Origin of the sequence: Hydrogenophaga sp. 2FB, from assembly GCF_005503365.1 — a bacterium.
Classification (GTDB): Bacteria; Pseudomonadota; Gammaproteobacteria; order Burkholderiales; family Burkholderiaceae_C; genus Hydrogenophaga.
In genome coordinates, this window is the sequence record NZ_SCML01000051.1 from 1 (window position 1) to 11,943 (window position 11,943).

Genomic DNA, 11,943 nt, shown 5'->3' on the forward strand with positions numbered 1-11,943 from the left:
CCCAGTGCCTGCAGTGTCTTGCGATCCAGCATGCCACCTCCCAACGGCCTGTCATTGCAGACTTCAGCATAGGAGGGCGACGATCTTCAGTCCCCGGAAATCTCCGATGAACCTTTTTTATTTCAGAGCGTCATCGTGTAGTTCTGGCCACCACGGCTGGCGATCTTCACCGCACCGATGCGGTTGCCCAGTTCGGCACAACGGCGCAGCGGCCAGCCTTGCTCCAGGCCGTGCAGCAGCGCGGCGCGGAAGGCGTCTCCACAGCCCGTCGGGTCCACCACTTCGGTGGCAGCCACGCCGGCGACGTGCTCCTTCTTTGCGGGTCCGTCCCACACGTCACAGCCTTGCGCGCCCAGCGTGACGATGAGGCCACGCACCTGCGCGGCGATCTCGTCCAGCGTGAGGCCGGTGCGTTCGCACAACATCTGGGCTTCGTAGTCGTTGAGCGTGACCCAACTGGCCAGCGCGATGAACTGGCGCAGTTCCTCGCCGTTGAACATGGGCAAACCCTGGCCCGGATCGAACACGAAGGGCACACCGGCATCGTGCAACTGGCGCGCGTGCGTGAGCATGGCGTCGCGGCCATCCGGCGAGATGATGGCCACGGCAATGTCCTTGCGCTGGGGCACCGGGTTGTCGTGCGCCATCGACATCGCGCCCGGGTGGAACGCGGTGATCTGGTTGTTGTCGCGGTCGGTCATGATCATGGCCTGCGCGGTGTAGCTCTCGGTGGTGGTCGACACGTGGCTGACGTCCACGCCGAGCGCGCGCATGCGATCGAGGTACTCCTGGCCATCGTCGTTGCCGAGCATGGCCAGCGGCACCGCTTGCGCGCCGAGTTGGCGCAGACCGTAGGCGATGTTGCCGGCGCAGCCACCGTACTCGCGGCGCAAGCCGGGCACGAGAAACGACACGTTGAGGATGTGCAGTTGACTGGGCAGTATCTGCTCGGCAAAGCGACCCTCGAAGGTCATGATGGTGTCGAAGGCGAGCGAACCACAAACAAGAATGGGCATGAAAAGTTTCCGTCGTCAGGGATAAAAAACCAGGGCATGGTAGCCCGCCATGGGCGTCGCTTCGTTCACCGCCAGGGACAGTCGAAAATTCAACGTGACCGACCCGAGCGCGGGCAACACGGCCGGCGCATCGGGCCACTCGGCAGGCAGGAAGACGCGGCGCGACATCACGCCGCCACCGATGTCGGTGATGCTGAGTTCGAGCGCGGGCACCGCCAATGCGATGGACGCGGTGTTCTTGAGCACGAGGTCGAACGAGTAGAAGTTGCCGAGCCGGTTCACCAGCGAGGTGCTGTCGATGACGATCGCATCGATGCGGCGCACGGGCGCCAGGGTGCAGCCCAGGTGCGCGCAGGCCTGTTGCAACAGAGGCTGCAATTCGGGCCGCGAGGCTGCCAGGCGATCGCGCTCCTGCACCGCCCATTGCCCAGCCAGCAACGCGGCCAGCACCAACGCCACCAGCGAGAGCGCGATCCGCACGCTCGGCGTGCGCCAGAACGCCCGTCGGCGTGCCTGCCGCACAAAGCCCGGTTCGGCGACGGACTCGTCCTGTTCGCTGTTCGCCGCGTCTTCCACCTCGTGATCCAGCTCGCGGGGCGCGGGTGCTTCGGGGATGGCGGCCGTGGGGCTGGCGGCTGGCGCCGCTTCAACGCTCGAGCTGGCACTGATGTTCGCGCTGTGGGCCGTGCTCAAGCGGCCCAGCCCGGCGGCAAAGCGCTCCAGCTCGCCGTGAAAATCCGACTCGACCTCGTCAGGCTCCGCGTCTTTCAGGTTCTGCGGAGGCGGCAGCGTTTCCAGCGTCCGCTCGTCTTCGAGGCTTTGGCGCTCGGGCACGTCTTCAACCTCAACCTCAACCGCAGCGGTCGCGTCATCCGGCAAGGCAGCCAGAACCACATCCTGCGCGTCGGGTGGCGATGCCAGCGGGGGCATTGGTTCGGGCACGGCCTCGGCCATGTCCTCGGGCGTGTCGTTCTCGGCGTCGGGCGCGGTCCAGGGCTGCAGGTACAGCGTGGCATCGAACACGTCCGCGCAATGACCACAACGCACCCAGCCCTCGGAGATTTTCAATTGGTCGGCAACGACCTTGAACATCGTTCCGCAGGCAGGGCAACGGGTGGTGAAACTCATGCGCCGATTATCGCGGGCGCTGCGCGAGACCTCAGGCCTTGACGGCGGTCATCAGGATCCAGCCGTCTTCTTCGTCGCTGACCTGCAACGCCACCCACGGCGCGTAGGCTTCTTTCAACTCTTCGGCCTGGCGCGCCAGAATGCCGGCGAGCACCAGTTGGCCGCCCGAGCGCACGTGCGCGCAGAGCAGCGGCGCGAGCACTTTCAGCGGCGTGGCCAGGATGTTGGCGAGCACCAGGTCGTGCTCGCCGCGCGCCAGATCGGGCAGGCCGGCCGACAGCGTGGCGTGGTTGGCTTCGGCATTGAGCCGGGTCGACTCCACCGCCGCCGGGTCGATGTCCACCGCGATGATCTCGCGCGCACCGAACTTGGCCGCGCCAATGGCGAGGATGCCGGAGCCGCAACCGTAGTCGAGCACGCGCGGCCCGACCGGACCGTGCTGCGCGGTCCAGCGCAAGCACATGCGGGTGGTCGGATGCGTGCCGGTGCCGAAAGCCAGGCCGGGATCCAGTCGGATCACCTGCTGCGCGGCCCCGGGCGGTTCGTGCCAGGTCGGCACGATCCAGAAACTCGGTGTGATCTCGACCGGTTCGAACTGCGATTGCGTCAGGCGCACCCAGTCCTGGTCGGGCACGGCGCGCACGCCCTGCACCACGCAACCGGCGAAGAAGTCCTGCGCCGAGAGCAGATGTGCCGCTTCGCGCGCGGCCTCGTCGGAAGGAAACAGCGCCACGACGCGCGAGCGCTGCCAACCTTCCTTGGGCGGCGGCATGCCGGGCTCGCCGAACAGCGCCGTCTCGGCGTCGGTCATGGCGTCGGCGTCTTCCACCGACACGCTGAGCGCATCGAGGGCCACCAGCGCGTCGCCAACGTCGTCCACCGCGGCCTCGGGCACCAGCAGCACCAGCTCAAAAAGAGACCCAGCCGGTGGCTGGGTCAGCAAGGAGGCTTCAGCGTTCACGTTGAGACAGCCACTCTTCCAGGTAGTGGATGTTGGTGCCACCGGCGACGAAGCTCGCGTCCACCATCAGCTCGCGGTGCAGCGGCACGTTGGTCTTGATGCCTTCGATCACCGTCTCCGCCAGCGCCGTGCGCATGCGCGCCAAGGCCTGTTCGCGCGTGTCGCCGTGCACGATGATCTTGCCGATCATCGAGTCGTAGTTGGGCGGCACGAAGTAGTTGGCGTAGACGTGCGAGTCGACCCGCACACCGGGCCCACCCGGCATGTGCCAGGTCGTGACGCGGCCGGGTGATGGGGTGAACTTGTAGGCGTCTTCGGCGTTGACGCGGCACTCGATCGCATGCCCGCGCAACTGGATCTGGCGCTGCGTGAACGGGAGCTTTTCGCCTGCGGCCACCGCGATCTGGGTGCGCACGATGTCGATGCCGGTGATCGCCTCCGTCACCGGGTGCTCCACCTGCACGCGGGTGTTCATTTCGATGAAATAGAACTCGCCGTTTTCGAACAGGAACTCGAAGGTGCCTGCGCCACGGTAGCCGATCTTCTTGCAGGCGGCCGCGCAACGTTCACCGATCTTCTCGATCAGGCGGCGCGGAATGCCCGGCGCCGGGGCTTCTTCGATCACCTTCTGGTGGCGGCGCTGCATGGAGCAGTCGCGCTCGCCCAGGTACACCGCGTTGCGGTGCTGGTCGGCCAGGATCTGGATCTCGATGTGGCGCGGGTTCTGGAGAAACTTCTCCATGTAGACCTCGGGATTGCCGAAGGCCGCGCCGGCTTCTGCCTTGGTGGTCTGCACCGCGTGCAGCAGGGCCGCTTCGGTGTGCACCACGCGCATGCCGCGCCCGCCGCCGCCGCCAGCGGCCTTGATGATCACGGGGTAGCCCACGGCCTTGGCGGTGCGCTTGATCACCACCGGGTCATCGGGCAACGCGCCTTCGGAGCCCGGCACGCAGGGCACGCCCGCGCGGATCATGGCCTGCTTGGCCGAGACCTTGTCGCCCATCATTCGGATCGAATCCGGTGTGGGGCCGATGAAGGTGAAGCCGCTCTTTTCGACGCGCTCGGCGAAGTCGGCGTTTTCCGACAGGAAGCCATAGCCAGGGTGGATGGCCTCGGCGTCGGTCACCTCGGCGGCCGAGATGATGGCCGGCATGTTGAGGTAGCTGTGCGTGCTCGATGCCGGGCCGATGCAAACCGCTTCGTCGGCCAGACGCACGTACTTGGCGTCGCGGTCGGCCTCGGAATACACCATCACCGCCTTGATGCCCATTTCCCGGCAGGCGCGCTGAACACGCAGCGCGATCTCCCCCCGGTTGGCAATCAGGATTTTCTTGAACATGGGCTCGGGGCCTTCTTTTTTATTCGATCACGAACATGGGCTGGCCGTATTCCACCGCCTGGCCGTTCTCGACCAGAATCTGGGTCACGGTGCCCGACTTGTCGGCCTCGATTTCGTTGAGGATCTTCATCGCCTCGACGATGCAGATGGTCTCGCCTTCCTTGATGGTGTCACCCACCTCGACAAAGGCCTTGGCACCCGGGCTGGATGCGCGGTAGAAGGTGCCGACCATGGGCGACTTCACCGTGTGGCCCGCCGGCGCGGCAGGCGCTGCGGCCACCGCTGGGGGTGGGGCCGCTTCCGCCGTCGGCGCAGCGGCCTGGGGCACCATCTGTGCCGGCGTCATGCTGTAGGTCACGGGGGCGGCAGCCACCACGGGCGCGCTCTTCACAATGCGCACCTTGCCCTCGGCTTCGGTGATTTCGAGTTCGGACACGTTCGACTCGGACACGAGGTCGATCAGTGTCTTTAGTTTTCTTAGATCCATGATTTCTCCAACGAAAATCGGTCAAGTTGATCTAAAAGCATCCAACTTCATCGAAATGTAGTGGCATCAACCCGCCGGGGTGCCGCAGTGTACACGATCGCGCCCGTCGCCGAGCCGCCTGGAGCGGTGCCAGGCAGCAGTCCGTGGCAAGACGGACGTTGGCAAGTTTTTGAAAGAAGGGGGAATTTACCCCTTTTTGTCTGCGTTTTCCGGTGGATTGACGGAAGGCGATGCCGACGTTATCCCAACAAGGCCCACTGCGCCAGATCGTCCTCGGACACCTTGCCGATCTTTCGGTGCCGCAAGGCACCATCGCCACCGAACACCACGCTGTACGGCAGCGCGCCGGTCGGGTTGCCCAGACTGCGGCTGAGCTCCGTGCCCGCAAGGCCCGCCATGCCCACCGGGAAGTTCAGCGGCAGCTTCTCCATGAAGCGGCGCACCGCGCTGGGTTGGTCCACCGCCAGGCCCAGCACCTGCCAGCCCCGGTCTTTGTGGGCCTGGTGGAACGCGTTGAGCATGGGCAGCTCTTCCACGCACGGCGGACACCACGTGGCCCAGAAATTCACCAGCAGCGGCCGACCCCGGAAGTCGGCCATGCGCACGGCTTCGCCATTCGGGCCATCGAAAGTGCCGGTCCAGAACGCGGCTTCGGCCTCGCTCATCACCGGCTGCAACTGCAAACGCCGCGCCGAAAACAAGGCCCCGGCGCCACCGGCCACCACCGCCATGCCGGCCATCCAGAGGGTTCTGCGTTGCAGCTTCATGCCGACACCTCACCCGCCATCAACCGGCGCAGCGCCGCCGCATCGCCGCGGGGCTTGCGGCCTTGCGGGTCGGGCTTCAGCGCGCCGCGCAGGTCGTCGTGGTCGTGGACCATCAAATGCACCAGCACCCACTGCGCCAGGGCCTCGCAGCGCACGCGCAGCGTCAGTGCTTCCACGGGTTCGCCGCGCCAGCCGTTCACGGTGCCGGGGTGGTATTCCACGCGGTGGTCAAGCAGCGTCCATTCGGGCGCCTTGGGGTCGTCACAAAAGAGTTGCATATAGATATCGCTGTGCCGGGTGGCAATGCCATGCCAGACCGCGCCGCCCACGTGCGGGCGAAAGGCCTGCAGCCGGTCCATCCAGACCAGCGCCAGTTCGCGCAGGGCCAGCAGCTCGGTGGCCTGGGTGTCGGGGCAGAACACCGCGATGTCCTCGCGCACGGCGGCGTCGAGCACAGTGTTGTCGGGCAAAGGGGTGCGGGCGGGCAGGCCCAGTTGTTTGACGGCGCGGCGCTTGGCGGCGGCGTATTCCAGGCCCTCGTCGACCACCAGACGGGCGGCGACCGCGGCAATCTCCTGGGTGATCTCGTTTTGGCTCGGGTCCATGCGGTGGATTGTGCCCGCTGAAGGAGCGGCCCATGACCCGCCACGCCCATACCCACAAGTGTGTGGTGCCCCTCAACGGCGCGAGTTGGTGCGCACCAACGTCTCGAGCGCCCGCAACTCCTCTTCGGCGATCTGCAGCACCGATTGCCCCCATGCGTCCTGCAACAAGGCCTTGTTGGCAATGAGGACCAGCTGGCTCTGGCGGTCGACGTCGGTGAGCAGTCGCATCACCACGCCCTTGGGCGCGAGGATCGCGCAGGATGCGGGCACGATGGCCACACCGAGTCCACTGCTCACCATCGCCAGCACGCTCATGAACTGGGTGGCCGTGTGCCGCACGTCGGGCTTGAACCCGGCGGCTTCGCACAGGGACGCGGTCTGGTCGAAGAAGTCGCTCTCGGCATAGCGGGAGAAGGCCACGAGTGGCTCGGGCTCCAGGGCGCTCACCGACAGCGGCTTGCGGGACCTGGCCAGCGGATGGCGCTCGGGCACGGCCACGCAGTAAGGGTCGTCGATGGCGCAGACCCATTCGCCCTGGCCCACGCCGCTGCCGGGCCGGATGAAGCCGAAATCCAGCTCGGCATTGCGCAAGGCCTGCAGTTGCCGGGCCGACGGCACCAGCTCCCGGCCTTCGAGGCGCACGGTCATGTTGGAGGCGTCGAAGCGCCGGATCAATCCAGGCAGCAAGGACTGCGTGGCCGAAGGCATCAAGCCGACCCGCAAGGTGCTGCGTTTGCCGGACTGAAACTCGCGCGCCCGCAGCGTGGCCTGTTCCGCCCGCGCCAGGATGGCCCGGGCGTCTTCCAGAAACGAACTCCCCGCGGGCGTCAGCCGCACGCCGCGCGCAAACCGGATCAGCAACTGCGCACCCACCTCTTCTTCCAGTTGCCGGATTTGCGCCGACAAGGGCGGCTGGGCGATGTGCAGCTTCGCCGCCGCGCGGCTGATGCTGCCCAGTTCGGCCACGGTCACGAAATAGCGCAGGTGTCGGAGCTCCATGGGATGAGCATACTCAGTAAATATGGGTGCGAGACTAAATGAGTATTTGACGTATATCAAGCCAGAAACCAGACTGCGGGCATTCGCACCCCACACGCCATCCATCCATTCCATGAAATCCCTGAGAAAAGTTCGTCCCGACAGCGGTCTTGAACTGCACGACGCGCCGCTGCCCGTCCCGGGCGCCGATGAGGTGCTGGTGCAAGTCAAGGCCACCGGCGTGTGCGGCACCGACCTGCACATCAACAAGTGGACGCCGAGCTACCACTTCATGACCGCCGCCCTGCCCGTGACCATCGGCCACGAATTCAGCGGCGTGGTATCGGCGCTGGGTGGCGCGGTGCAAGGCCTGGAGCTGGGTCAACTCGTCACCGTCAGGCCTTCTGTGGTGTGCGGTGTGTGTGCCGCATGCACCGCGGGCCGACCCGACGATTGCGTCACGCGCAAGGGCATTGGCGTCTCGCGCGATGGCGCGTTCGCCGACTTCGTGCGGGTGCCAGCGCGCAACTGCATCCCGATTCCCGACGGGGTGGACGCCAGGATCGCGGCGCTCGCCGAGCCGCTGTCGGTGAGCTGGGAAGCGGTGCGCGCGGCTGGCGTTCAGCCGGGTGACCGCGTGCTGGTGCTGGGCCCGGGCAACATCGGCCAGGGCATTGCCTTGTTTGCGCGCGAGGCCGGTGCGGCAGAGGTCGTCGTGGCGGGTCACGGCGATGCACCGCGCCTGCAGATCCTGAGAACGCTGGGGTTCGACCAGCTGCTCGATTTCGCCGAGACGCCCATGGCCGAGGCGTTGGCGAAAGCCGCCAGCCCCCGCCCGTTCGACGCGGTGATCGAAGCCACCGGTGTCTCCGCCGTCATTCAGCTGGCCCTGCAAGTGTTGAAACCCCGCGGCGTGCTCGTGATCACCGGCATCCACTCGGCCCCCGTGGCCATCGACCTGGCAGCCCTGGTCCGCAAACACCACGAAATCCGTGGCTCCTACCGCGCGCCCGAGGCAGCCTGGCCCAAGGTGGTCGCGTTCATGGAACACAACCAGGCCTTGCTGGCGCACATGGTCACGCACACGGTGCCCTTGTCGCGCGCACTCGAGGGTTTTGCGCTGGCCAACAACAAGACCGCCACCAAGGTCATGGTGGTGCCCGACGCCGCTGCGGAGACCTTGGCGTGAACGTGGACCAAGCCGCCTTCCTGGCGCTGTGGAATGGCGTCTCCAGCGAAGACGCACGCGCCGAATACGAGCACTGGCACACCTTCGAGCACGTGCCCGAGCGCACCGCCTTGCCCGGTTTTCTGGAAGCCGAGCGCTACCGCTCCACCGACCCGGCGCGCAGCTACTTCACCCTCTACCGGCTGGCCTCGCTGGACGCGCTCGACTCACCGCTGTACCGCGACGTCTTCACGAACCCCACGCCGTGGTCGGCGCGCATGCGCGCCACGCTGAGTGACTTCTACCGCCTGCCGTGCCTGCAAGCGGGCGTTCACGGCCTCAGCCGTGCGCCGCATCTGGCCACGCTGCGCTGGCGCTCGAACGCCAACGATCTGCCCGCACGCCTCAACGGCTGGCTGGCCGAACAGGTGCTGCATGGCCGCCTGGTTCACGCGGAATGGGGCTGGGCGCCACCGACGGAGGCCTACTGGAAGCCCAACCACGCATCGGACGGTGTGGGCGGCGAAGGCGCCGAGCACACCGCCATGCTCCAGCACTTCGATGCGTCGGACCTTGAAACGGTGTGCGCCGCGCTGAACACCTTTCTCGCGCCCCTGGCGACCGGCAGGGGAATGCCGCAGCACTTTGAATTGCAATCCACCGTGCGCAACCCCTCGCCGCTCGCGCCACGCTCCGAGCGCCTGCCGCCCCACACCACCCTTTTCCATCACTACACCAGAGGATGACAACATGAGTTTCACCAACCGACGCCGGTTCGCACTGGCCGCCACCGCCCTCGCCTTCGCGGCGACCGGTTTTTCCACTTCCACATGGGCCGACGACGCGTGGCCCAGCAGGCCCATCCGCATGGTCGTGGGCTATCCCGCAGGCTCGTCGCCCGACGTGCAGGCGCGGCTGCTGGCCGAGCCGCTCTCGCGCGCATTGGGACAACCCGTGGTGGTGGAAAACCGCCCGGGTGCGAGCAGCAACATCGGCGCCGACATGATCGCCAAGGCCACCGACGGCCACACCATCGGTGTGATCGGCAATGGTCCGCTCACCAGCTCCAAGTTCCTGTACGCCAAGCTGCCCTACGACCCCAGCACCGACTTCGCGCCCATCGCGCTCATCGGCGCGGCACCCCTGGTCTGGGTGACGGCCAAATCCCCCACCGAGCACACGCCCGCACAGACCATCGCCCAACTGCGCGCCGACGGCGACAAGCAGACCTATGGATCGGTCGGTGCAGGTTCGGGCGGCCATCTCGGCATGGAACTGCTCAAGCAGGCGCTCGGCATCAACCCGCTGCACGTGCCCTTCAATGGCGGCCCGGCCATCCTCAACGGCATCGTGGGCGGCCACATCCAGATGACGCTGCTGCCCGCCTCCACCGTCTCGCCGCTGGTGCAGGCCGGCAAGCTCGACGCGATTGCCGTAACCTCGGCCAAGCGCACGCCGCTGGCGCCCACGCTGCCGGCGATGGAAGACATCGGCGTGAAGGGGCTCAACATCGAGGTCTGGAACGCGGTGATGGCGCCGGCCACCATGCCCGCGGCCCACCAGGCGCGGCTGAGCAGCGAATTGAGCAAGATCCTGCTCTCGCGCGACATGCAGCAGAAGCTGCTCGTTCAGGGATGGCGCGTCGACGACCCGAGCGCCAAGAGCCTGAAGGCGCGCATCGCCAGCGACACCGCCGTGTACCGCGACATCATCACGCGCAACAAGATCAAGATCGACTGAAGCGGTGGGCCTGGCGGCCCACCTAGAATCGCCGCATGCACATTCACATCCTGGGCATCTGCGGCACTTTCATGGGCGGTCTGGCCGCCCTCGCCCGCGAAGCCGGCCACCGCGTGACCGGCTGCGATGCCGGCGTTTACCCCCCCATGAGCGACCAGTTGCGCGCGCTCGGCATCGATCTCATCGAAGGTTTCGGCGCCGACCAACTGACCTTGAAGCCGGACATGTTCGTGATCGGCAACGTGGTCAGCCGCGCACGCGCCGCCGATGGCACGCCGAAGTTTCCGCTGATGGAAGCCATCATGGACAGCGGCGCGCCCTACACCAGCGGCCCGCAGTGGCTGGCCGAACACGTGCTGCAAGGCCGCCATGTGCTGGCCGTCGCCGGCACCCACGGCAAGACCACCACCACCGGCATGTTGACCTGGATCCTGGAAGCCAACGGGTTGAATCCCGGCTTCCTCATCGGCGGTGTGCCCTTGAACTTCGGCGTATCGGCGCGTTTGGGCGCGGGCAACCTGTTCACCATCGAAGCGGACGAGTACGACACGGCGTTCTTCGACAAGCGCAGCAAGTTCGTGCACTACCGGCCGCGCACCGCGATCCTGAACAACCTCGAGTTCGACCACGCCGACATCTTCGACGACCTGACGGCAATCGAGCGGCAGTTCCACCACCTGATTCGCACCGTGCCCGGCAACGGGCGCGTGGTCGTTAACGGGCTGGAAGACAGCCTGGAGCGCGTGCTGCACAAAGGTTTGTGGAGCGAGCTGCGCAGCTTCGGCGCCGCAGTAAGCGACTTCACCGCGCGCGGCGAGCCGCACGCTTTTGACGTGCTGCACCAAGGCAACATCGTCGGCCGCGTGGAGTGGGCGCTCACCGGCGTGCACAACCAACTCAACGGGTTGGCGGCGATCGCCGCCGCCGAACACGTGGGCGTGTCGCCCGCCGATGCCGCGCGGGCACTGGGCACGTTCGAGAATGTGCGCCGCCGCATGGAGGTGCGCGGCACGGTCGAGCGCAAAGGCGGAGCGATCACCGTCTACGACGATTTCGCGCACCACCCCACCGCCATCCGCACCACGCTCGACGGCCTGGCGCGCAAGCTCGGCAGCCCACGCGGGCGCATCCTGGCGGTGTTCGAGCCGCGCAGCAACACCATGAAGCTGGGCACGATGAAGTCGCAGTTGCCCTGGAGCCTGGAAGCCGCGGACCTCGCGTTCTGCCACAGCGGCGGGCTCGACTGGGACGCCGCCGAAGCGCTGACGCCCATGGGCGCGCGGGCACAGGTGGGACGCAACATCGACGAAGTCGTGGCGCAGGTGACGGCAGCGGCGCAAGCCGGCGACCACATCGTCTGCATGAGCAATGGCGGCTTTGGCGGTGTGCATGACCGCCTGCTCAAGGCCCTGGCGCCCTAGTAGTTCAGCGAGTGGTTCGGCACGTCGACCGACACCACCGGCTTGGCCAGCGCCGCGCTCGCGGCGCGCGCAAAGGCCATGGCCCATTCGCGGTGCGCCGCGTCCTGAAAGTGGCCTTCGCCTGCGGCCTCCGCCACGCGCAGGATCTTGTCGGCCGTCAGCACCTTGCCGGTCGGGCGGATCGGCTCGCAACCCAGCGCCGTGAACTGCTCATCGAGCCAGTGGCGGGCCTGGTCGTGCGGCATGGGCTGCACCTCCTCCAGGTCGAAGCGGTAAGTGGCGGGGTCGCCCCAACTCACGGAAACGTGGCTGCGCATGTGCGTTTCTCCTGAT

General features: G+C 66.8%; 13 protein-coding genes. 4 read left to right on the forward strand and 9 right to left on the reverse strand.

What is annotated here, in order from left to right; all coding sequences use genetic code 11:
• Window positions 1-122: 122 nt before the first annotated feature.
• The 8 genes from FFS09_RS23695 to FFS09_RS23730 form a co-directional block, all read right to left on the reverse strand.
• Window positions 123-1,016 carry a carbohydrate kinase family protein gene (locus tag FFS09_RS23695; RefSeq protein WP_137921407.1) on the reverse strand — a complete coding sequence of 298 codons (894 nt, stop codon included), beginning with the start codon at window positions 1,014-1,016 and terminating at the stop codon, window positions 123-125.
• Window positions 1,017-1,031: 15 nt separating this feature from the next.
• Window positions 1,032-2,144: a DUF3426 domain-containing protein gene (locus tag FFS09_RS23700; protein WP_137921408.1), complete on the reverse strand. Its 1,113-nt coding sequence runs from the start codon at window positions 2,142-2,144 to the stop codon at window positions 1,032-1,034.
• Between the two features lie 31 nt (window positions 2,145-2,175).
• On the reverse strand, window positions 2,176-3,105 hold the full coding sequence (prmA, locus tag FFS09_RS23705; RefSeq protein ID WP_252374498.1) for a 50S ribosomal protein L11 methyltransferase: 930 nt from the start codon (window positions 3,103-3,105) through the stop codon (window positions 2,176-2,178).
• Complete coding sequence (accC, locus tag FFS09_RS23710; protein WP_137921409.1) at window positions 3,095-4,444, reverse strand: acetyl-CoA carboxylase biotin carboxylase subunit; 1,350 nt, start codon at window positions 4,442-4,444, stop codon at window positions 3,095-3,097. The genes prmA and accC overlap by 11 nt, the downstream gene beginning before the upstream one ends.
• Window positions 4,445-4,463: 19 nt before the next feature.
• Window positions 4,464-4,931 (reverse strand): acetyl-CoA carboxylase biotin carboxyl carrier protein, encoded by a 468-nt coding sequence (accB, locus tag FFS09_RS23715; protein ID WP_137921410.1) that lies wholly within the window; start codon window positions 4,929-4,931, stop codon window positions 4,464-4,466.
• Between the two features lie 239 nt (window positions 4,932-5,170).
• On the reverse strand, window positions 5,171-5,698 hold the full coding sequence (locus FFS09_RS23720; protein ID WP_137921411.1) for a TlpA family protein disulfide reductase: 528 nt from the start codon (window positions 5,696-5,698) through the stop codon (window positions 5,171-5,173).
• Window positions 5,695-6,303: a hypothetical protein gene (locus FFS09_RS23725; protein ID WP_137921412.1), complete on the reverse strand. Its 609-nt coding sequence runs from the start codon at window positions 6,301-6,303 to the stop codon at window positions 5,695-5,697. Before FFS09_RS23725 ends, FFS09_RS23720 begins: the two co-directional genes overlap by 4 nt.
• A gap of 72 nt (window positions 6,304-6,375) precedes the next feature.
• A complete protein-coding gene (locus tag FFS09_RS23730) occupies window positions 6,376-7,302 on the reverse strand; it encodes a LysR substrate-binding domain-containing protein (RefSeq protein WP_137921413.1) in 927 nt (308 codons plus the stop codon).
• 112 nt (window positions 7,303-7,414) lie between these two features.
• Between FFS09_RS23730 and FFS09_RS23735 the strand changes: the two genes are divergently transcribed.
• Genes FFS09_RS23735 through mpl form a run of 4 tightly spaced genes read left to right on the forward strand, consistent with a single transcriptional unit; the run spans window position 7,415 to window position 11,610 of the window.
• Window positions 7,415-8,470: a zinc-dependent alcohol dehydrogenase gene (locus FFS09_RS23735; RefSeq protein WP_137921414.1), complete on the forward strand. Its 1,056-nt coding sequence runs from the start codon at window positions 7,415-7,417 to the stop codon at window positions 8,468-8,470.
• Window positions 8,467-9,195, forward strand: a complete 729-nt coding sequence (locus tag FFS09_RS23740; RefSeq protein WP_137921415.1) for a DUF4286 family protein — start codon at window positions 8,467-8,469, stop codon at window positions 9,193-9,195. Before FFS09_RS23735 ends, FFS09_RS23740 begins: the two co-directional genes overlap by 4 nt.
• Window positions 9,196-9,199: 4 nt before the next feature.
• On the forward strand, window positions 9,200-10,189 hold the full coding sequence (locus FFS09_RS23745; protein WP_137921416.1) for a Bug family tripartite tricarboxylate transporter substrate binding protein: 990 nt from the start codon (window positions 9,200-9,202) through the stop codon (window positions 10,187-10,189).
• Between the two features lie 35 nt (window positions 10,190-10,224).
• Window positions 10,225-11,610, forward strand: a complete 1,386-nt coding sequence (mpl, locus tag FFS09_RS23750) for a UDP-N-acetylmuramate:L-alanyl-gamma-D-glutamyl-meso-diaminopimelate ligase (protein ID WP_137921417.1) — start codon at window positions 10,225-10,227, stop codon at window positions 11,608-11,610.
• On the opposite strand, the gene FFS09_RS23755 is transcribed toward mpl, so the two are convergent.
• Window positions 11,607-11,927 (reverse strand): hypothetical protein, encoded by a 321-nt coding sequence (locus FFS09_RS23755; RefSeq protein ID WP_137921418.1) that lies wholly within the window; start codon window positions 11,925-11,927, stop codon window positions 11,607-11,609. The genes mpl and FFS09_RS23755 overlap by 4 nt on opposite strands.
• Window positions 11,928-11,943 lie beyond the last annotated feature (16 nt).